Raw genomic sequence first — 20122 nt, forward strand, 5'->3', positions numbered from 1 at the left:
CTCAGCTCTCGTTCTCGGTGGACATGTGGCCGGAGTAGTCGGCGTGGTGCGGGTTCTCCCAGATCACGGTGCCGCCCATGCCGAGCCCGATGCACATCGACGTCAGGCCGTAGCGCACCTCGGGGTGCGACTCGAAGTGGCGCGCGAGCTGCGTCATGAGGCGCACGCCGGACGACGCGAGCGGGTGCCCGATCGCGATCGCGCCGCCGTCGGGGTTGACGCGCGGGTCGTCGTCGGCGATGCCGAAGTGGTCGAGGAACGCGAGCACCTGCACCGCGAACGCCTCGTTGATCTCGAACAGGCCGATGTCGTCGATCGTGAGGCCCGCGTTGGCGAGCGCGCGCTCGGTCGCGGGGACGGGGCCGAGGCCCATGACCTCGGGGTCGACGCCGACGTAGGCGAACGAGACCATGCGCATGCGCACGGGGAGGTCGAGCTCCTCGGCGGTGTCACCTGCGGCGAGGAGGCAGATCGCCGCGCCGTCCGTGAGCGGCGACGCGTTGCCTGCGGTGACGCGGCCGCCGGGGCGGAACGGCGTCTTGAGGTTGGCGATGTCCGCCATCGTCGTTCCCGGGCGGGCGAGCTCGTCGGCGTCGGCGAGGCCCCAGCCGAGCGTCGAGGAACGCACGGCGATCGGCACCAGGTCGGGTGCGATGCGGCCCGCCTCGACGGCGGCGGCGTACTTGGCCTGGCTCGCGACACCGTAGGCGTCTGCGCGCTCCTTGGTCAGGTGCGGCATGCGGTCGTGGATGTTCTCGGCGGTCGCGCCCATGATGAGCGCGGTCGGTTCGACGAGCTTCTCCGAGACGAAGCGGGGGTTCGGGTCCGCGTCGAAGCCCATCGGGTGGTGACCCATGTGCTCGACGCCGCCCGCGAGGGCGACGTCCTGCTGCCCGAAGCCGATCGCGGACGCGGTCGTGGTGACCGCGGTCATCGCGCCGGCGCACATGCGGTCGATCGCGAATCCGGGCACGGAGCGGGGGAGCCCGGCGAGCACGGCCGCCGAGCGTCCGAGAGTCAGCCCCTGGTCGCCCTGCTGGGTCGTCGCTGCGATCGCGACCTCGTCGATGCGCTCGGCGGGCAGGTTCGGCACGCGGCGGAGCAGGCCGCGCAGGGCCTTGACGACCATGTCGTCGGCGCGGGTCTCGGCGTAGAGGCCTTCGGGGCGGGCCTTGCCGAAGGGGGTGCGTACGCCTTCGACGAAGACGACGTCACGGGCGGAGGCGCGGCGCGCGGACCTCGTGGTTGCTGGCATGAGCTCTCCTGACAGGTGGGACGGCGTTGTCCGCCTCCCGGTTCCGGGAGGTGTCAGGATTCATAGTACTGACAGTTTCAAGAACCGCCAGTATGAGTAACGAGGTGTGTCAGCGGCGGATCTTCCGCAGGACCTGCTTGGCAGTGGGCAGCGCCTTGTCCCAGACCGCGAAGAGCGGGCTGAACGGCACGTCGAACGTGCCTATCAGCTCGTCCGTGTGCTGCGCGAACGACTTCTTGAACTCGCTGATCCCGTCGTTGAGCAGCCCGTTCATGTCGTACCGGCGCACGCCCGCCTCGGCGGCGAGCCGTGTCGCGTGCCACTTCACCGGTGCGTTGGCCCGCAGCTTGCGCCCCGCGTCGTCGACGCCCCCGTACAGCTCGAACGCCGTCGCGCCCGAGACGACGTTCCACACGAACGAGCACGGTTTGCCCTCGGAGAACGCCGCGACGAGGAGCGATGCGTCGCCCATCTCGCGGTGGATCGCCAGGTAGTAGTCGTCGTCATGCAGCGGGAAGCCCGCGTGCGCAGCGGAGACGCGGTACAGCTCGATGACGTCGCGGACCTCGGCCTCGCTCGTCACCCGGCGCACCTCCAGGCCCGTCCGTGCGGCCTTGCGGATGTCGTAGCGCGTCGACTTCCCGGCAGCGGCCAGCAGCTCGTCTTCGGGCTTCGTGAGGTCGAGGATGAGCGTCGACGGGTACAGGATCGTGTTCGACGCACGCTTGAGGCCAGACGCCTCGATCGGCGTGCTCACGTCCCAGTCCGGCTCGATCGTGACGCCCACGCCGCCGATCTCGCGCTTGCAGTACGCGACGACGGCGTCGATCACCCGGGTGCGTGCGTCGGCCGTGCCGGCGCCGTCAGGAGCGACGAACGGACCGCGCGGCACGTACGACAGCGCACGGAAGGGCACCGGGAGGCGCCGCACGAGCACCTGCGCACCACCCAGCACCTCGCCGTCGGCCGCGACGGCCTTCAGACGTACCGGGCGCCACGGGCCCGTCGCCTTGACCTCACCCCATCCCCAGAGCTGGAGCGGGTGACCCCCTGCTCCATCGACGATGCGGTCCCACTCGGCAGGGTCGGTGACGGTCTCGATCTGAAGCACCCGACAACCCTACTCGGCGGAGCTCAGGCCTTCGCGGCAGACGTCAGGGCCGTCGCGAGCGCGTCGGCGAGCAGGTCCGTCTGCCACTGCCGCGCACCACGGGCAGCGAGCTGCTCGGTCACCGACCCGGCCGTGACCTTCGACGGCGGCGTCCAGCACAGGCGACGCAGCGCGTCCGGCTGCAGCAGGTTCTCGACCGGGACGTTGTACTTCTTCGAGAAGGACTCCACGACCGCCTTCGCGGCGTCGAGGCGCGCGGCAGCGGCCGGCTCTCGGTCCGGCCACGCGCGGGGCGGCGGGGGAGCGTCGGTGCGCGGCCCGCGCATCGGCGGAAGCTCGTCGTCGGGCAGCGCCATCGCTCGGTCGATCGCGGCCTGCCACAGCGGCGCACGACGTGACGCGTAGCGGCCCGTGAAGCCCGGGACGGCGAGGAGCGCCGGCACGCTGCGCGGCGCCGCGACCGCAGCCGCGACGATCGAGCGGTCCGGGAGGATGCGCCCCGGCGCGGTGTCGCGCTTGCGCGCGTTCTCGTCGCGCGCGGCCCACAGCTCGCGCACGATCGCGAGCTGACGAGGCCGGCGCAGCGTGTGCACGCCCGACACCCGACGCCACGGGTCGACACGCGGAGGTGCGGGCGGGGCGAGGCGCACTGCCTCGAACTCCTGGCGCGCCCACTCGGCCTTCCCGTCGCGCTCGAGGCGCTCCGCAAGGATGTCGCGCACCTCCACGAGCACCTCGACGTCGAGCGCCGCGTACCGCAGCCAGTCCTCCGGGAGCGGACGCGTCGACCAGTCGACCGCCGAGTGCTCCTTCGCGAGCCCCAGGCCGAGAGTGTCCGCGACGACCGCTGCGAGGCCCACGCGCTCCATGCCGAGCAGACGCGCCGCGAGCTCCGTGTCGAACACCGCAGACGCGTGCATGCCCTGCTCGGCAAGACCGGGGAGGTCCTGCGACGCCGCGTGCAGCACCCACTCGACGCCGTCGAGGGCCTCGCTCAGCGAGGACAGGTCGGGGAGCGCGGCAGGGTCGACGAGCGCGGTGCCCGCCCCCTCGCGTCGCAGCTGCACGAGGTACGTCTGCTGGCCGTACCGGTAGCCGCTCGCCCGCTCCGCGTCGACGGCGACAGGCCCGATCCCCGCGGCAAGGGCTGCCGCGGTGCGCGCGAGCGCCTCGGGCGTGTCGACGACGGCCGGGATGCCGTCGGCCGGTTCGGTGAGCGGGGTGATGATCGGCTCGTCCGCCGACGGTTCCTCGGCCGCGGACGCAGCCGGTGCGGGTTCGTTCATGCGTTCAGGTTATGGCGCGGGACGGCTCTGGCCCTTGAGGCGTGGCCGCGCGGGAAGGGTGATGTGCGACCGGTCGTGGGGAGTCAGGAGCGGCCGGGTAGGACCGCGACCCCCTCGGGGACGTCCGGGAGGCCGGCGCAGCTGCGCATCACGTGCGCCCACGCCTCGAGGTGACCGCTCAGGTCCGGCGTCTGCGGCGCCCACGAGGCCCGGAGCTCGAGCTCGACCGTGCCCGGGCGTGAGCTGACCGCGCCGTGGCTCGTCGTGATCGTGCGCGTGACCGAGCCGCCCAGCGCGTCGACCGGGCCCGTAAAACGCGTGAGCGACTCGGTGAGCCACGCCCACGCCACCTCGCTCAGCACCGGGTCCACGCTCATCTCCGCGTCGAGCTCCGCGCGCACCAGCACGATCACCTTGAAGGACCCGTCCGCGTCGCCGACCGTCGGGGGGTCGAACAGCACGACGAACGTGCCGTCCGCGAGCTCGTGCGCGTCGTCGTCCGGGTCGGGGAGCGTTCCCTCGAGAGCGACGGAGAAGCGCGCCGCGCGCGGCGCGGGGACCTCTTTCACCTGCACGCGCAGGTTGCGCGCGGCGTCGCGGAGCGTGCCGAGGGCCCGCGCGAAGGGCGCAGGGACGTCGGTGACCGCAGAGCTGACCATGCCGACACACTAGGAGGCGTCTCAGACGAGGCGTCGAGCGCCACGCCGGGGTGCGCGAGACCGTGACCTGCCCGCGACCTGGCCCCGTCCGTGGCAACGCGAGGCAACTCGCCCCCGGGCACGTCGGTCGGTGGGACGATGACCTCAGCGTCGAGCGACGCCCAGCACCGCCCGACCGCCCCCCGGGTGCCGTCGGCAGCCGCGTCTCACCGTCGTGGACAGCCACGATGGCTCCGGGCGCGCCCGGCTAGGCTTGACGGTCGTAGACACTCATCAGAGGGAGATTGACGGATGACGGCACGCGCACAGATCGGTGTCACCGGACTGGCGGTCATGGGGCGGAACCTCGCCCGCAACTTCGCCCGCCACGGATACACGGTCGCAGTTCACAACCGGTCGTACGCGAAGACCGAGTCCCTGATCGCCGACCACGGCGACGAGGGCGACTTCGTCCCGAGCGAGACGATGGCCGACTTCGTCGCGTCGCTCGCACGGCCGCGCAAGGTCGTCATCATGGTCAAGGCCGGCGGCCCGACCGACGCCGTCATCGACGAGCTGATCCCGCTGCTCGACGAGGGTGACATCGTCATCGACGCCGGCAACGCGCACTTCCCCGACACGCGTCGTCGTGAGGAGGCGCTGCGCGCGCACGGCCTGCACTTCGTCGGCACCGGCGTCTCCGGCGGCGAGGAGGGCGCCCTCAACGGCCCCTCGATCATGCCTGGCGGCTCGCGCGAGTCGTACGAGTGGCTCGGCCCGATCCTCGAGGACATCTCCGCCAAGGTCGACGGCGTGCCGTGCTGCACCTACGTCGGCTCCGACGGCGCCGGCCACTTCGTCAAGATGGTCCACAACGGCATCGAGTACGCGGACATGCAGCTCATCGCCGAGGCCTACGACCTGCTCAAGGCGGGCCTGGGCGCGTCCGCCCAGGAGATCGGTGAGATCTTCGCCGAGTGGAACAAGGGCGACCTCGAGTCCTTCCTCATCGAGATCACCGCCGACGTGCTGCAGCACGTCGACGCGGAGACCGGCAAGGCGTTCGTCGACATCGTCCTCGACCGTGCCGAGCAGAAGGGCACCGGCCGCTGGACCGTGCAGAACGCCCTCGACCTGGGCGTGCCGATCACGGGCATCGCCGAGGCGACGTTCGCGCGTGCGCTGTCCGGCTCGACGCCGCAGCGCGAGGCCGGGCGCGTCCTGCCCGCCGTCGCGGGCGAGTGGAACGTGACCGACCGTGACGCCTTCATCGAGGACGTCCGCCTCGCGCTCTACTCGTCGAAGGTCGTCGCGTACTCGCAGGGCTTCGACCAGATCGCCGCGGCTGCCGAGGAGTTCGGCTGGGATATCGACCGCGGTGCGATGGCTCGAATCTGGCGCGGCGGCTGCATCATCCGCGCCCGCTTCCTCAACCGCATCACCGAGGCGTACGAGCGCAACCCTGAGCTGTCGCTGCTGCTCGCGGACCCGTACTTCACGGAAGCCGTCGGCAACGGCGTCGCCGCGTGGCGCCGCATCGTCTCGCAGGCGGCGCTCAACGGTGTGCCCACCCCGGCGTTCTCGTCGTCGCTCGCGTACTACGACGGCGTCCGCGCCGAGCGTCTGCCCGCGAACGTGATCCAGGCGCAGCGCGACTTCTTCGGCGCGCACACGTACCAGCGCGTCGACAAGGCGGGCGTCTTCCACACCGAGTGGTCGGGCGACCGTACCGAGCACGAGGCCTGACAACCACCACGAGCGAGGCGCTCCACCGGCACGTCCGGAGGGCGCCTCGCTTCCGTGTTCCAGGCTGGCGTCATGCCAGCCCCGTCGAAGCGGAGAGACATGACCGAGCACACGGCCGTCACGGGAGAGCTCGCGCGGCGCACCGGTACCGACGCCGCTGACTGGTTCCTCGTCTTCAAGGCCCGGTACGGGATGCACGTCGTACTGCGCGAGCTCGCCCGTGTGCGCGGCACCGGTGACGTCGTCACGCAGGTGCTCACGTGCGCGACGGCGGTCGACCCGATCATCGCTGCGGGACTGCGCCCCGTGTACGCGGACATCGACGCGGCCACGGCCGCGATCGCGCCGTCCGCACTCACGACCGACGCCGCGACGCGTGCCGTCGTCCTGCAGCACACCTTCGGCATCGTCGACCAGGCGACCGCGCTCGGGCTGCGCGCCGCTGCCGATGCCGCGGGCGCGATCCTGCTCGAGGACGCCGCTCACTGTGTCGGTCGCCTCGCGACCGACGGGACGGGCGCACCTCTCGCCGACGTGTCGGTCCACTCGTTCGGCATCGAGAAGATGCTTCCGACGCGGTTCGGCGGTGCCGTCTGGGTGTCGCCGCGGCTCGAGCCCGAGCTGCGCGGTGCGATCGTCACCGCCCTCGGTGGGTTGCCGACGATCGGGCGTCGTCTCGACCTCGTGACGCGCGCCTACCGCACGCAGAACCGTGTCCTCAACCGCCTGCCCGGAGCGGTGTCGCGCCCGCTGCGGCGCGGGCTCGTGAAGGCTGGGCTGCTCGAGCCGGCGATCGCGCCCGTCGAGCAGCGCGGCGGCCTGCCGCACGCGCCGGCCGCGCCGTCGCCGTACATGGTCGCGCAGGCGGCTGCGGCGTTGCCGCACCTGGCTGAGCAGGAGAGGCTGCGCTCCGCAGCGGTCGGGGTCTACGTCGACGAGCTGTCCGACGTCGTCGAGGTGCTCGACGGTGCCCGCAGCAGGCAGCCTCTCGTCCGCTTCCCGTTCCTCGCCGTTGACGAGGTGGCAGCAGAGCGCCTCGTCGAGGCGCTCGCTCAGCGCGGCGTCTACGCTGGCCGCTGGTACCGCCCCGCGCTGTTCCCGGGAGCGCTCGACGCCGCCGCGTACGGGTACGTCCCCGGAGACCCGCGCCTCGCGGTGTCGGAGGACATGGTCGCGCGGCTCGTGAACCTCCCGACGAACGTCAGCGAGGAGCGAGCCCGGCAGATCGTCGCGCACGTCCGCGAGCTCGTCGCCGACTGAGCACGGTCGACGCGCCCCGCGCTGGACGTGCGACGAAGGCCGGACGGCGAGCGACGCCGTCGGGCCTTCGCGCGCCAGGGCGCGGACGACCGCAGCCGGACGGGTCAGCGGTTGAGGCGCGTACCGGCGTAGCGCAGATAGTTGCGCGTCCGACGCAGGTCCTCGCGCGCGATGATCAGGCGACGCCGCCACGTCATGTCCGGACGGTAGCGCAGCGTGTGCACCGGACCGCCGCGCTTCTTCGCCGCACGCAGCAGCGGGCGCAACGCTCGGGGCGCGTACTTGAGCACCACGAGGTACGGGACGTTGACCCACAGACGCTCGGAGGTCGTCACGGTGTCGGGGAGCTCGGCGTGCTCGACGAGGTCGCCGACGACGTGCTCGGTGACGTTCCCGCCCGCGGCGCGCGTGTAGTAGCTCGTCGCGCCGAGCCGCAGGTTGACCTCGAGGATCTTGTTCTGGCCGGTCCGCCGGTCGAGCATGACGTCCAGGTTGGCGAGGCCCGTGTACCCGACGCCGTCGAGCAGCCGGCGCACCGAGTCCGTCAGCTCCTCGTCGTGGATCGACACGATCGCGTTGTTGTTACCGACCTCGCGCGGGTCGTACTCCGTCAGGACGACCTGGCCCGCCGAGAGGAAGCGCATGCGTCCGTGCCGGTCGGAGTACGTGTTGACGACGCGCATGACCGACTCGTCGCCCGCGAGGTACTCCTGGACGACGAGGTCGTCGTCGTACCCGGCCGCGAAGATGCGCGCCGCGATCTCCCGGAGCGACGCCGCGTCCTCGACGAGATAGACCTTCTGCTGGCCCTCGAAGTGCAGGCGCGGGTAGATGTCCGTGTTCGACGGCTTGAGGATCACGGGGTACGGGAACGGCAGCTCGTCGCCGATGCCGTCGAGCGGTCCCGGGCTCACGATGACGCTCTCCGGGTGCGGCACGCCGAGCTCGGCGCACGTCGCGTAGAAGTCCGTCTTGTTCATGAGCCTCGCAGCCAGGTCGGGGCCGACGAGCGGGACGAGGTAGTCCTCGCCGATCTCGTCGCGGTGCGCGACGACGATGTTCGTGTAGAGCTCGATGTTCGCGAACAGCACCTTCGGCCGGTCACCGATCTCGGCGGCGAGCTCCTTGAGCCGCGCGACGAGGATCTCCGGCTGGTCGAGGTTCCGGTCGACCCGCACGTCGATGATGCTCGAGTCGCGCGTCGCCGGCAGGGGAGCACGACCGAGAGCGACCGACGTCACCCCGTAGGCCTCGTGGATGGAGCGTGCGACGTTGTACGCGTTGATGTTCGTGCCGAGGATGACGGGCACGAAATCAGGGGTCGAGGTCATGTGGGGCAGGAGTCCGTTCGGGTCGCGGGTGGGGGCGCGGAGCGCACCGTCGATGATACGTGTCCGGCGTCACGGCCCGACGGACGGTCGCAGATCAGCCGAGCATGCTCGTGCCGCGATAGAGGTGCAGCACGGGCAGGTCGAGCGCGTCGCGCGCCTTGGAGGCCCAGTCCTGGCGGAAGGTGTCCTCGATCGCGTGCGGGTCTGTCACGACGACGACCGACGTCACGCCCGGGTCGGCCGCGACGGCCGCTCGGAGCGCGGGCAGCGGGTCGTCGCCGACGATCTCACCGGTCGCCTGGGCGCCCGCGGCCGCGAGCTCCGCGATGCTCGCGTCGAGCGACTGCTTGGCCGTGATCGTCGCGTTCCGCGAGTCGGGCATGCCGCGGCGCGCAGCGGCGAAAGCCTCACGGAAGCCGTCCGTGTAGATGTCGTCGAGCAGCCCGACGAGCATGTTGCGCTCCGTGTCCGCAGGGACGAGCACGTGGTAGCGAACCTCGGGCGACGGCGCGGCCGCGAGGATGTGGGAGACGTCGAAGGAGGTCAGTGCGTCCTCCGCGAGGACGAGGGTCGTGTCCATGTCCTCGACTATCTCGCCCGGTCAGCGGCCCCGCAACACCCAGCGGGTGACGAGCGTGCCGTCCGCGTGCAGGAGGACGGCCGGCGTCGTGCGTGTGTCGAGCGCGTCCTGGAGGCTGCGCGGACCGGCGACGATGCGGCCGGGCGCGGGCCCGACGAGCCTCGGGCTGGTCGTGAGCATGAGCTCGTCGACGAGGCCGTCGTCGAGCAGGTTCGCGAGGAGGTGCGGGCCGCCCTCGGTGAGGACGCGCGTCAGGCCGCGCTCGGCGAGCGCGTCGAGCGCGGCGCGGAGGTCGACGCTGCCGAGGCCGTCGTCGACGACCACGAGCCGACCGTCCCTGTCGAGCTCCGAGCCACGGTGGGCCTCGGCGCCCGCGACCGTCGTGAGCAGCAGCGACCGGGCGTCGGGCTCGAGGAGCGAGGCGGGCAGGACCCCGGTCCGGGAGACGACGGCGGTGACGATCCGCGGAGCCCTCCCCGCTGCGGCGGTGAGCGACGAGAGGTGCGCCGGGCGCTCGACAGGTCCGTAGCCCTCGGCGCGTATCGTGCCAGCACCGACGAGGACGACGTCGGCGAGGGCACGCAGCACCTCGAACACCCGGAAGTCGGCTGCGTCGTTGATGGACCCGGAGCGGTGGTCGGCGCCCCAGGCGCCTCCGTCAACCGAGGCGACCATGTTCGCGCGGACGTGCACGCGGCCCTCGCGCGGCGCTGGGTGGGCGAGCAGCTCGCCCAGGCGCGGCTCGCCCGGCTCGGGAACGATCCGCTCGGCCTGCGCGACGGCGCGGCCGGCGTCGATCAGGAGGTCGAACGTCGGGACGGAGGGCATGCGGCCACTGTAGGTCGCCGCCTGCCGTCATGTCCTGGGGCGGGGGAGCACGGTCCGGCGGGAGCACGGTGCCGTGGGGCGCAGCTCGGTGGGGCACGGCGTGGTTCGCTGGGGCACGGCGCGGTGCGGTGGGGCACGGTGCGGCGAGCACCACACCGCCGGAGCGCGGGACGCGCCCTCGGCGGCGCCCCGGAGCAACTAGTCTCGACGGGTGACTTTCGTCCCACCACCGTCGCTCTGCGACATCCGGCCCGCCGCCGACCGCACCCGCCTCCTGCGCGACCTCGTCCCGCCCCGGCACTTCGCCGAGGCGTCGTTCGCGTCCTACCGGCCAGACCCGGCGCACCCGACCCAGCAGCGCGCCGTCGAACGCCTCGCCGAGGTCGCGGACACGCTCGTCAACCCCGCGCGCGGCCTCGGAGCGCTGTTCCGCTGGCGCCGCGGCACCGTGCCCGCGGTGTACCTCGACGGCGGCTTCGGCGTCGGCAAGACGCACCTGCTCGCGTCGCTCGCGCACGCCGTCGGGCCCGAGCGGGCGGCGTTCGGGACGTTCGTCGAGTACACGAACCTCGTCGGTGCCCTCGGCTTCGCGGCGACCGTCGACGCGCTCGGCGGCAAGGACCTCGTCTGCATCGACGAGTTCGAGCTCGACGACCCGGGCGACACGGTGCTCATGTCGCGGCTCCTGCGCGAGCTCACGGACCGCGACGTCTCGATCGTCGCGACGTCGAACACCCTGCCCGGCTCGCTCGGCGAGGGCCGCTTCGCGGCCGAGGACTTCCTCCGGGAGATCCAGGCGCTCGCCGCCCGCTTCGAGGTGCTGCGCGTCGACGGCGAGGACTACCGCCACCGCGCCGTCGTCACGTCGGCGCAGCCGCTGCCCGACGCCACCCTCGTCGAGAGCGCGGAGCACCGCAAGGGTGCGACCCTCGACTTCTTCGACGACCTGCTCGCCCACCTCGCCCAGGTGCACCCGAGCCGCTACGGCGCGATGCTCGACGACGTCACCCTCGTCGCGCTGCGCGGCGTGCGCACGATCGAGAGCCAGGCGGAGGCGCTGCGCTTCGTCGTCCTCGTCGACCGCCTGTACGACCGTGACGTCCCCGTCCTGCTCGGTGGGAGCGGCGAGACCGCGCTGTTCCCACCCGCGATGCTCACGGGTGGCTACCGCAAGAAGTACCTGCGCGCGCTCTCCCGCCTCGGTGCTCTCGCCGAGGAGGGCCGGGCGCTCGTCGGCGTCGCGTCCTGACGCCTTCTCAGCGACGCGTCGCCTCGAGTCGCTCCTTCTCCGCCGCGACGTCGAAGTCGGCCTGCGGCCAGTCGAGGTCGAGGCTCTCGAGCGCCTCGACGAGGAGCTGGGAGACCGCGAGGCGGGCGTAGCGCTTGTCGTCCGCCGGGATGACGTGCCACGGTGCGTGCGGCGTGCTCGTGCGGTCGAAGACCGCCTGGTACGCCTCCTGGTAGTCGTCCCAGCGCAGGCGCGTGTCGATGTCGCCCGGGTTGTACTTCCAGTGCTTGTCCGGACGCTCGAGGCGTTCCGCGAGGCGCTCGCCCTGCTCCTCGTAGGAGACCATGAGCGCCACCTTGACGACGACCGTGCCTGCTGCGACCAGCTCGGCCTCGAAATCGTTGATGAGGTCGTAGCGGCTCTCCCAGACGTCTGGCGGCACGAGCTCGTCGACGCGCGCGACGAGCACGTCCTCGTAGTGCGACCGGTCGAATACGCCGATGCGTCCCGGCTGGGGGAGCGCGCGACGGATCCGCCACAGGAAGTCGTGCGCGCGCTCCTCCTCGGTCGGCACGCCGAACGAGCGGATCGACACGCCCTGCGGGTCGACCAGGCCGACGACGTGGCGCACGATCCCTCCCTTGCCAGCCGTGTCGAGACCCTGCAGCACGAGCAGCACGCTGCGCGTGCCTCCGGAGCGGCCGTGCGCGTACAGCTTCTCCTGCAGCTCGTCGAGGATGCCGCCCTGCTCGACGAGCAGGTCCTCGGCCGCGCTCGACCCGCCCTTCAGCCCGGGCCGAGCGCCACGGTCGAACGACGCGAGGTCGAAGCCCTCGCGCACGCGCAGCTGCTCGGTGAGCTCGTGGGACAGGGACGGCTTCTTCGACATGACCTGCTCCTTCTCGGATGTGTGCTCAGCGGACCTCGGTCACCGGTGGGGCCACCGGCTCGAGCGGGGGACGACCGAGGACGAGCACGCTGCGCGCCGTCACCGAGATCTTCTCCCCGGCCGTGAGGATCCCGTCCGCGTCGTCGACGGGGACCTCGGGGTCGGTGCACGCGACCATGCTCCAGCGCTCGCCGTAGGTGGACGCGGGCACGGTGAAGTCGACGTCCTCGTGGTGCCCGTTGAAGAGCACCAGGAACGAGTCGTCGACGATCCGCTCGCCGTACACGTCGGGCTCCGTGATGGCCTCGCCGTTGAGGAAGACCATGAGCGTGCGTGCGAACTCAGCGTCCCACGCAGCCGAGTCCATGACCTCGCCCGACGGGTCGAACCACGCGACGTCCGGCAGGCCACCCTCCTGTGTCGGGGCGCCGGTGAAGAACCTGCTGCGGCGCAGCACCGGGTGGTCGTGCCGCAGACGGATCAGGTGCTGCGTGAAGGCCAGCAGCTCACGGTTGTCGTCGTCGAGGTCCCAGTCCATCCACGTCGTCGGGTTGTCCTGGCAGTACCCGTTGTTGTTGCCGCCCTGGGTGCGACCGATCTCGTCGCCGTGCGCGATCATCGGCACGCCCTGGGACAGCAGGAGGGTCGCGAGCATGTTGCGCTGCTGGCGGGCGCGCAGCGTGTTGACCTGCGGGTCGTCGGTCGGCCCTTCGACGCCGCAGTTCCACGAGCGGTTGTGGCTCTCGCCGTCACGGTTGTCCTCGCCGTTGGCCTCGTTGCGCTTCTCCTCGTAGACGACGAGGTCGCGCAGCGTGAAGCCGTCGTGCGCGGTGACGAAGTTGATCGACGCCGACGGCGTCCGGCCGCCGCCCTCGTACAGGTCCGACGACCCGGTCAGGCGGCTCGCGAGCTCCGGGAGGGTCGCGGGCTCGCCGCGCCAGAAGTCGCGGACCGTGTCGCGGTAGCGGCCGTTCCACTCGGTCCACAGCGGCGGGAACCCGCCGACCTGGTATCCGCCGCTGCCGAGGTCCCAGGGCTCGGCGATCAGCTTGACCTGGGAGATGACCGGGTCCTGCTGCACGATGTCGAAGAACGCCGAGAGACGGTCGACCTCGTGGAACTGGCGAGCGAGCGTCGCGGCGAGGTCGAAGCGGAATCCGTCGACGTGCATCTCGGTGACCCAGTAGCGCAGCGAGTCCATGATGAGCTGCAGGACGTGGGGCGAGCGCATGAGCAGCGAGTTGCCGGTGCCGGTCGTGTCGAAGTAGTGCGCGAGGTCCTCGTCGACGAGCCGGTAGTAGGCACGGTTGTCGATGCCGCGGAACGACAGCGTCGGACCCATGTGGTTGCCCTCGGCCGTGTGGTTGTAGACGACGTCGAGGATCACCTCGATGTCCGCCTCGTGGAGCGTCTTGACCATCGCCTTGAACTCCTGGACCTGCTGGCCCCGGGTGCCGCCCGCGGCGTACGCGCCGTGCGGCGCGAGGAAGCCGATCGTGTTGTAGCCCCAGTAGTTGCTCAGGCCGCGGTCCTGCAGGTGGGTGTCGTTGACGAACTGGTGCACCGGCATGAGCTCGATCGCCGTCACGCCGAGGTCCTTGAGGTACCCGACGATCGCCGGGTGGCCGAGGGCGGCGTAGGTCCCGCGCAGGTGCTCGGGGACGGCGGGGTGCGTCATCGTCAGGCCGCGCACGTGCGCCTCGTAGATGACGAGCTCGTGGTACTCGTGCGCCGGAGGGCGGTCGTGCCCCCAGTCGAAGAACGGGTTGACGACGACGGACTTCATCGTCGCGGCGGCCGAGTCGTCGGTGTTGAGGTGCTCCGCGTCGTCGAGGACGCCGTCCTCCGTGCTCGTGTACGAGTAGAGCGCCGGGTCGGCCGAGACCTCGCCGTCGATCGCCTTCGCGTACGGGTCGAGCAGCAGCTTCGAGGGGTTGCAGCGGTGCCCGTTGGCCGGGTCGTACGGGCCGTGGACGCGGTAGCCGTACCGCTGGCCGGGCTGGACGTCGGGAAGGTACGTGTGCCAGACGTGCGCCGTCGTCTGCGTGACCTCGACGCGTGTCTCGTTCCCGTCGTCGTCGAACAGGCAGAGCTCGACGCGCTCGGCGACCTCGGAGAAGAGAGCGAAGTTGGTCCCGGAGCCGTTGAAGGTGGCGCCGAGCGGATAGGGCTGACCTGGCCAGTTGAGCATGGGGAAAAGACTGCCACGTCCCCGCCGGGTGCGTTGGTCGAGGACGCTAGGGCCTGACGGTTGGCTCCCAACCGCGGCGCACGCTGCCCGGCTCCTCGGTGCCGTGACAGGCGACCGAGGAGCCGAGCCTGCACGCCCGCGCCGGGATCGCCGTGGCGCTCAGGGGAGCGGCGGCGGTCCGACCGGCTCAGATGCCTCGTCGCCGCGCGCATCGCCGGCCTGGCGGTTGAGGCGCACGATGCAGTGCTCGGGGCCGACGAAGGGCAGGATCCGCTCGAGCGTGAGCGGGCCGCAGACGCGCGAGAGCACCCCCGAGGCGAGCCCTTCGTGGACGCGGCAGACGACCTCGGGGCGCTGCCGGGCGAGGTCGTAGAACGGGCAGTGCCGCAGGTGGAGCTCGAGACCCTCGGGGTCGACGTCGACCTCGAAGCCGATCTGGTCGAAGTGGTCCTCGAGCACGTCGAGCTGCTGCTGAGCCAGGCGTGCCTCCGAGGCGTCGGTCCCGGCGGCTGGGGTGAGTGCTGGCGCCCCCAGGAACGAGCCGTGCTCCTGTGCCGCGGCCGCGCCCAGGTCCCGGGCTCGTCCCGCGTCCTCGGGGGTGCCCGTCCCGAATCCCGCGAGAAGCATGCGGGTCAGCTCGGCGCGGGCGAGAGCGTCCTTCGTGCGCTGCTCGTGCGTCTCGGCGCTGACCGTGTCCTTCCTGGCGACAGCGCGGTAGAGCATGCGCGGGCGACCGCGGGTGTGCCGCTCCTCGGGCTCGCACGTGACGAAGCCCGCGTCGATGAGGCGGCCGAGGTGCTCGCGCGCGGTGTTGGTGTGGAGGCCGGAGACCTCGGCGAGCTCGGTGATCGTCATCCCGTCGCGCTGCTGGAGCGCGTCGAGCAGCGTCACGCGGCTCGCGGAAGCGAGGGCGCGGTAGGCGTTGACTCGACGGGCTGTCATGTACCGATTATCCGGAGGTGCTGACGCCAGATCTTGGGACCTCTGGCTCGATCCGGGCGCAGGGGCACACCCGTTCCGGGAACGACGAAGGCCGCCCCGGTACCGGGACGGCCTTCGTGCGTGGTGGGCGATACTGGGATCGAACCAGTGACCTCTTCCGTGTCAGGGAAGCGCGCTACCGCTGCGCCAATCGCCCGTGCTGTGATGCGAGGTGGAGACGGGATTCGAACCCGTGTGTACGGCTTTGCAGGCCGCTGCCTCGCCTCTCGGCCACTCCACCGTTCGAGTCGGGCGACCGGTGAGAACCGGTGCCGCGTCTCCGAGCGGACGACGGGATTCGAACCCGCGACCCTCACCTTGGCAAGGTGATGCTCTACCACTGAGCCACGTCCGCAACGCGATCTCTTCCGGCGGGCCGGAGGTGATCGGTGCGTGTACACACTAGACGACGATCCGACGTTTGCCCAAACCGGCGCGGTGCCGCGTGGGAGGGGGTGCCCTTGTGCGAACCCGCGGCGCGCGTAGCCTCGCAGGAGGAGGGGTGCCACCTGATCCTTGCGGAGATGATCGACGATGAGGGCAGCACGTTTTCCGTCGATGGGCTTCATCGTTGCCGGGCGGTGGTGGCGGGCTGAGCGAGAAGGTCGTCGTCGAACGGCGCTGGGTGCACCCTGTCGGGGACGTCCCCCTCGACGAGGCTGCTCTCATCGAGCCGCCGTCGGTGGGCCACCACACGTACGTGCGGTCCGGTGCGAAGGCAGGCGACGTCGCGCTCGTCGGAGGCGCAGGGCCGATCGGCCTGCTGACGGCTGCGGTCCTCAAGGCGCAGGGCGTGACCGTGCTGATGTCTGAGCTGAGCGAGGCTCGCAAGGCGAAGGCGCGCGACACCGGTGTCGCCGACCATGCCGCAACGACACGGCGGTGAAGATCCTCGTCCACCCGTGATCCCGTGGCAGGCGCCACGCCTGTCTGGGAACGACGAAGGCCGCCCCGGTACCGGGACGGCCTTCGTGCGTGGTGGGCGATACTGGGATCGAACCAGTGACCTCTTCCGTGTCAGGGAAGCGCGCTACCGCTGCGCCAATCGCCCGTGCTGTGATGCGAGGTGGAGACGGGATTCGAACCCGTGTGTACGGCTTTGCAGGCCGCTGCCTCGCCTCTCGGCCACTCCACCGTTCGAGTCGGGCGACCGGTGAGAACCGGTGCCGCGTCTCCGAGCGGACGACGGGATTCGAACCCGCGACCCTCACCTTGGCAAGGTGATGCTCTACCACTGAGCCACGTCCGCATGAACACCACCAGGTCGGATCTCTCCGGCCCGCGGCGCCTGACAAACATTAGTCGAACGTTCTGCGAAACGTCCAACTGACACCCGTGTGATCTTCCGTCGGGCGTCATCAGGGCGAGGTTCGAGCCCGCGCGGCCGACGGCGTGACGCAGGTAGGTTGACCCCGTGAACCGACCCTCCCGAGCCCGCTCTGGCGCCGCTGACGCGCGTGCGATGCCGGGACGCGCGTCGTTCGCCGGCACGAGCGCCTCCGGGGTCGTCGACTGCGTCGACCTCGCGACCGAGGAGGGGCGTGCTCGGCTCGACGACGAGGGGCTGTGGTTCGTCGTCCTCGACTTCGAGGGACGTGGGCACGCGTGGCGCTTCGCCGAGCGTGAGGGTTGGCGGGCCGAGCGCGACGACCTCGCGACCGGCGGAGTGGCCAGGGACGTCCTCTCGCGCGCCGCCACGACGTGGCGGGGGCCCCAGGCAGACACGTGGACGAGCTCGGCGAGCGCCGACCGCTACCGCGACGGCGTCGTGCGCATCCGCGAGCACGTCCGCGAGGGCGACGTCTACCAGGTGAACCTCTGTCGCGTGCTCCGCGCGCCGCTGCCAGCGGTCGACGGCCACGAGCCCGACGCCGTCGCGCTCGCCGCGACGCTCGCGGCGGGCAACCCCGCGCCTTACGGCGGCTACGTCCACGTCCCTGCAGGCAACGGTGTCGAGCCCGTGTGGGTCGTGACGGCGTCGCCCGAGCTCTTCCTGCGCCGCAACGGCGCGACCCTCACCTCGGCCCCGATCAAGGGCACGGCGGCGACCGCCGACGGCCTGCTCCCCAAGGACGAGGCCGAGAACATCATGATCACGGACCTTGTCCGCAACGACCTGCAGCAGGTCTGCCGTCCCGGCACGGTGAGCGTCGAGGCGCTCCTCGCCGTCGAGCAGCACCCCGGCCTGGTCCACCTCGTCTCGACGGTCGCGGGGCAGCTGCGCGACGACGTTCGCTGGGCCCAGGTGCTCGACGCGACGTTCCCGCCCGCGTCGGTCTCCGGCGCGCCGAAGTCCTCGGCGCTGCGCATCATCGACGCGCTCGAGGACGAGCCCCGCGGCCCGTACTGCGGGGCCGTCGGCTGGGTCGACGCCGACCGTGGCACGGCCGAGCTCGCCGTCGGCATCCGCACGTTCTGGTGGCGCGACGGCGTCCTCCGCTTCGGTACCGGTGCCGGCATCACGTGGGGGAGCGACCCCGACGGCGAGTGGGCGGAGACCGAGCTCAAGGCACGAAGGCTGGTCGCGCTCGCCTCCTCCTGACAAGATCGATGGACGACCTGCACCGACGCCGGTGCGCGACCCGAGGGGGAACGATGACGATCGTCTGGTTCGAAGGACGGCTGCGCGACGCCGAGGAGCCGCTCGTCGGAGCGCTCGACCACGGCATTACGGTCGGCGACGGGGTGTTCGAGACGATGCTCGTCCGCGACGGCCGCGCGTTCGCTCTCACCCGCCACCTCGCGCGGCTCGCTCGCAGCGCGACGGGCCTCGGCCTGCTCCCACCCGACGAGGACAAGATCCGCGACGGCGTCGCTGCCGTCCTCGCGGTCGCACCGCCTGAGACCGGGCGTCTGCGCATCACCGTGACCGCCGGGCCTGGACCGCTCGGCTCAGGCCGCGACGGCTGGGACCAGACCGTCCTCGTAGCCGCAGGCCCAGCGACGGTCGCCCGCGCGTCCCGTGCCGCCCGCGTGAGCTGGGTCCGCAACGAGCGCTCCGCCGTCGCGGGCCTCAAGACGACGTCGTACGCGGAGAACGTCGTCGCTCTCGCTGCCGCTACCGAGTACGGCGCCGACGAGGCGCTCCTCGCCAACACGCGCGGCGAGCTGTGCGAGGGGACCGGGTCGAACATCGTCGTCGAGCGTGACGGCGAGCTGCTCACCCCGCCGCTCGAGTCCGGCTGCCTCGCCGGCATCACGCGCGAGCTCTTGCTCGAGTGGGCCGCCGCCGAGGGGCTTCCCGTGCGTGAGGCGACGCTCCCGTACGAGGTGCTCGACGACGTCGTGCAGGGGCGCGCGCACGCCGCGCTCACTTCCTCGACACGCAACGTCTCGCCGCTTACCGCGCTCGACGGGCAAGAGGTCGCCGCAGGCGAGCTGTGCCTCGCGGCGCAAGCGCTGTTCGCACGGAAGCAGGGGGAGGACCTTGACCCGTGAGGGTCGTCAGCGGGTGCGAGCGGGCAGGCGGCGACCGATTTTCGTCTCCGAGGATCACGCGCTAGGGTTGTCACCGCACCACGCACGGGCGATTGGCGCAGTGGTAGCGCGCTTCGTTCACACCGAAGAGGTCACTGGTTCGAACCCAGTATCGCCCACCAGCACGAAGGCCCCCGAAGCTCAGGCTCGGGGGCCTTCGTCGTCTGCCGGAGGCGGTTCAGGGCGGGTCCTGACCCCGTGCCGCGCGCGGGGTCCGCGTGTGGTTCGGTGGTGTCATGACGCACACGAACGATCCTGAGGTCATCCGCCGCCTGCTCACCGACGTGGGGAGGTGGGCCGTCGTCGGCCTGTCCAACAACCGCGAGCGCGCCGCCTATGGCGTGGCGGCCTACCTCCAGGGCATCGGCCAGACGATCGTGCCGGTGCACCCGCAGGCCCCCGTCGTGCACGGCGAGCAGGGTTACGCGGCCCTCGCCGCAGTGCCGGGGCAGGTCGACGTCGTCGACGTCTTCGTACGGTCCGAGCTGGTGGGGGCGGTGGTCGACGACGCGATCGCGATCGGGGCGCGCGCCGTCTGGATGCAGCTCGGTGTCATCGACGAGGACGCCGCCGCACGCGCCGCGGCCGCCGGGCTCGATGTCGTCATGGATGCGTGCCCCGCGATCGAGGGACCGCGCCTGGGGCTCGCCGCTCGTTAGCCCAGCCGGGCCTCGTAGACGATCTCGAGGCCGTCCTCGTCGTCCCACTGCTCGCCGACCTCGACGAGGCCCTCGGAGAGGACCAGGTTGCGCGACGCCACGTTGCCGGGCGAGACCGTCGCACGCAGGACGCGCGCGTCCGGGGCGTGCTCCGCGACGGCACGCATGAGCCGGAGCGCGGCGCGGCCGAGACCCTGCCGCCGCCGCTCGGGAGCGACCGAGTAACCCACCTCGACCATCCCTGTCCCGGGCTCGGGCGGCCCGTGGAACCCTGCCTTGCCGACGACGTCGCCGCCCAGGACGAGCGCGCGCGTGATCCACGGCGCGTGCGCGGCGTGCTCGGCGATCTGCGTGCTGCGGACCCGCCAGACGCCGCGCGAGCCGTCGGCGACCAGGTGTGGGTCGAGCGTGAGCCCTGACGAGACGCGCGCGGCGGCGAGGTCGCCGCGTGCGAGCGCGTCGATCGTCGCGAGGTCGAGCCGGTGCAGCGACACGGCGGGGGAGAGGGACGGGTCGTGCCAGACGAGGGTGGGCACGTCGAGCTCGGTTGGGCGCGTCACCGGTCGACCATCTCATCGAGCCGCGGTGAGGGCCACGGGATTTCTCCGGCGGTCGCCGTGCCCGGGATACACGCGAGGGCTGTGCACACCCTCGGGTGCGCA

General features: G+C 71.6%; 17 protein-coding genes, 7 tRNA genes and 1 pseudogene. 8 read left to right on the forward strand and 17 right to left on the reverse strand.

Annotated elements, in window-relative coordinates:
* Window position 1 precedes the first annotated feature (1 nt).
* From ATL41_RS01090 to ATL41_RS01105, 4 genes are all read right to left on the reverse strand, one after another.
* On the reverse strand, window positions 2-1255 hold the full coding sequence (locus ATL41_RS01090) for a thiolase family protein (protein ID WP_098456823.1): 1254 nt from the start codon (window positions 1253-1255) through the stop codon (window positions 2-4).
* A 109-nt stretch (window positions 1256-1364) separates the two neighbouring features.
* Window positions 1365-2366, reverse strand: coding sequence for a lipid II:glycine glycyltransferase FemX (locus tag ATL41_RS01095; protein ID WP_098456824.1), 1002 nt, complete (start codon window positions 2364-2366; stop codon window positions 1365-1367).
* A gap of 23 nt (window positions 2367-2389) precedes the next feature.
* Entirely contained in the window at window positions 2390-3652 is a 1263-nt protein-coding gene (locus tag ATL41_RS01100; RefSeq protein ID WP_098456825.1) for an HRDC domain-containing protein, read from the reverse strand.
* A gap of 83 nt (window positions 3653-3735) precedes the next feature.
* On the reverse strand, window positions 3736-4311 hold the full coding sequence (locus tag ATL41_RS01105; protein ID WP_098456826.1) for a DUF3000 family protein: 576 nt from the start codon (window positions 4309-4311) through the stop codon (window positions 3736-3738).
* 291 nt (window positions 4312-4602) lie between these two features.
* Between ATL41_RS01105 and gndA the strand changes: the two genes are divergently transcribed.
* The gene (gndA, locus tag ATL41_RS01110; RefSeq protein WP_098456827.1) at window positions 4603-6036 is read left to right on the forward strand and encodes an NADP-dependent phosphogluconate dehydrogenase; all 1434 of its coding nucleotides are present in this window, start codon (window positions 4603-4605) and stop codon (window positions 6034-6036) included.
* Between the two features lie 99 nt (window positions 6037-6135).
* Window positions 6136-7296 (forward strand): DegT/DnrJ/EryC1/StrS family aminotransferase, encoded by a 1161-nt coding sequence (locus ATL41_RS01115; RefSeq protein ID WP_169924475.1) that lies wholly within the window; start codon window positions 6136-6138, stop codon window positions 7294-7296.
* Window positions 7297-7400: 104 nt separating this feature from the next.
* Here the strand turns inward: ATL41_RS01115 and ATL41_RS01120 are convergent, their stop codons facing one another.
* The 3 genes from ATL41_RS01120 to ATL41_RS01130 form a co-directional block, all read right to left on the reverse strand.
* Entirely contained in the window at window positions 7401-8627 is a 1227-nt protein-coding gene (locus ATL41_RS01120; protein ID WP_143556545.1) for a carboxylate--amine ligase, read from the reverse strand.
* 94 nt (window positions 8628-8721) lie between these two features.
* Complete coding sequence (locus ATL41_RS01125) at window positions 8722-9207, reverse strand: hypothetical protein (RefSeq protein WP_098456830.1); 486 nt, start codon at window positions 9205-9207, stop codon at window positions 8722-8724.
* A 21-nt stretch (window positions 9208-9228) separates the two neighbouring features.
* Window positions 9229-10035, reverse strand: coding sequence for a dihydrofolate reductase family protein (locus tag ATL41_RS01130; protein ID WP_098456831.1), 807 nt, complete (start codon window positions 10033-10035; stop codon window positions 9229-9231).
* A 211-nt stretch (window positions 10036-10246) separates the two neighbouring features.
* Between ATL41_RS01130 and zapE the strand changes: the two genes are divergently transcribed.
* On the forward strand, window positions 10247-11284 hold the full coding sequence (zapE, locus tag ATL41_RS01135; RefSeq protein WP_098456832.1) for a cell division protein ZapE: 1038 nt from the start codon (window positions 10247-10249) through the stop codon (window positions 11282-11284).
* Between the two features lie 7 nt (window positions 11285-11291).
* Here zapE and ATL41_RS01140 read toward each other — a convergent pair whose 3' ends face one another.
* The 6 genes from ATL41_RS01140 to ATL41_RS01165 all read right to left on the reverse strand — a co-directional run bounded on the left by ATL41_RS01140 (window position 11292) and on the right by ATL41_RS01165 (window position 15679).
* Window positions 11292-12152: a polyphosphate kinase 2 family protein gene (locus ATL41_RS01140; protein ID WP_098456833.1), complete on the reverse strand. Its 861-nt coding sequence runs from the start codon at window positions 12150-12152 to the stop codon at window positions 11292-11294.
* 25 nt (window positions 12153-12177) lie between these two features.
* The gene (gene glgX / locus ATL41_RS01145) at window positions 12178-14343 is read right to left on the reverse strand and encodes a glycogen debranching protein GlgX (RefSeq protein ID WP_098456834.1); all 2166 of its coding nucleotides are present in this window, start codon (window positions 14341-14343) and stop codon (window positions 12178-12180) included.
* A 159-nt stretch (window positions 14344-14502) separates the two neighbouring features.
* Window positions 14503-15285 carry a helix-turn-helix transcriptional regulator gene (locus ATL41_RS01150; RefSeq protein ID WP_098456835.1) on the reverse strand — a complete coding sequence of 261 codons (783 nt, stop codon included), beginning with the start codon at window positions 15283-15285 and terminating at the stop codon, window positions 14503-14505.
* Window positions 15286-15406: 121 nt separating this feature from the next.
* Window positions 15407-15481 (reverse strand) — tRNA-Val (locus ATL41_RS01155).
* A 13-nt stretch (window positions 15482-15494) separates the two neighbouring features.
* Window positions 15495-15565, reverse strand: a tRNA-Cys gene (locus ATL41_RS01160).
* Window positions 15566-15607: 42 nt separating this feature from the next.
* Window positions 15608-15679, reverse strand: a tRNA-Gly gene (locus ATL41_RS01165).
* Window positions 15680-15895: 216 nt separating this feature from the next.
* Between ATL41_RS01165 and ATL41_RS01170 the strand changes: the two are divergent.
* Window positions 15896-16189, forward strand: a pseudogene (locus ATL41_RS01170) (2,3-butanediol dehydrogenase); the annotation flags it as partial.
* Window positions 16190-16300: 111 nt separating this feature from the next.
* On the opposite strand, the gene ATL41_RS01175 reads toward ATL41_RS01170, so the two are convergent.
* From ATL41_RS01175 to ATL41_RS01185, 3 genes are all read right to left on the reverse strand, one after another.
* Window positions 16301-16375 (reverse strand) — tRNA-Val (locus tag ATL41_RS01175).
* Window positions 16376-16388: 13 nt separating this feature from the next.
* Window positions 16389-16459, reverse strand: a tRNA-Cys gene (locus tag ATL41_RS01180).
* Window positions 16460-16501: 42 nt separating this feature from the next.
* Window positions 16502-16573: transfer RNA gene (locus ATL41_RS01185), tRNA-Gly, on the reverse strand.
* A 213-nt stretch (window positions 16574-16786) separates the two neighbouring features.
* Here ATL41_RS01185 and ATL41_RS01190 point away from each other — a divergent pair.
* From ATL41_RS01190 to ATL41_RS01205, 4 genes are all read left to right on the forward strand, one after another.
* Window positions 16787-17866: a chorismate-binding protein gene (locus tag ATL41_RS01190; protein WP_098456836.1), complete on the forward strand. Its 1080-nt coding sequence runs from the start codon at window positions 16787-16789 to the stop codon at window positions 17864-17866.
* 53 nt (window positions 17867-17919) lie between these two features.
* Complete coding sequence (locus tag ATL41_RS01195) at window positions 17920-18762, forward strand: aminotransferase class IV (protein ID WP_098456837.1); 843 nt, start codon at window positions 17920-17922, stop codon at window positions 18760-18762.
* A gap of 86 nt (window positions 18763-18848) precedes the next feature.
* Window positions 18849-18923 (forward strand) — tRNA-Val (locus tag ATL41_RS01200).
* 114 nt (window positions 18924-19037) lie between these two features.
* Window positions 19038-19460, forward strand: a complete 423-nt coding sequence (locus tag ATL41_RS01205; RefSeq protein ID WP_098456838.1) for a CoA-binding protein — start codon at window positions 19038-19040, stop codon at window positions 19458-19460.
* Here the strand turns inward: ATL41_RS01205 and ATL41_RS01210 are convergent.
* Window positions 19457-20020, reverse strand: coding sequence for a GNAT family N-acetyltransferase (locus tag ATL41_RS01210; RefSeq protein WP_219810355.1), 564 nt, complete (start codon window positions 20018-20020; stop codon window positions 19457-19459). The two genes, ATL41_RS01205 and ATL41_RS01210, sit on opposite strands and share 4 nt — an antisense overlap.
* Window positions 20021-20122 lie beyond the last annotated feature (102 nt).

It is taken from the genome of Flavimobilis soli (genome assembly GCF_002564025.1).
In the GTDB taxonomy this organism is placed as follows: Bacteria; Actinomycetota; Actinomycetes; order Actinomycetales; family Cellulomonadaceae; genus Flavimobilis; species Flavimobilis soli.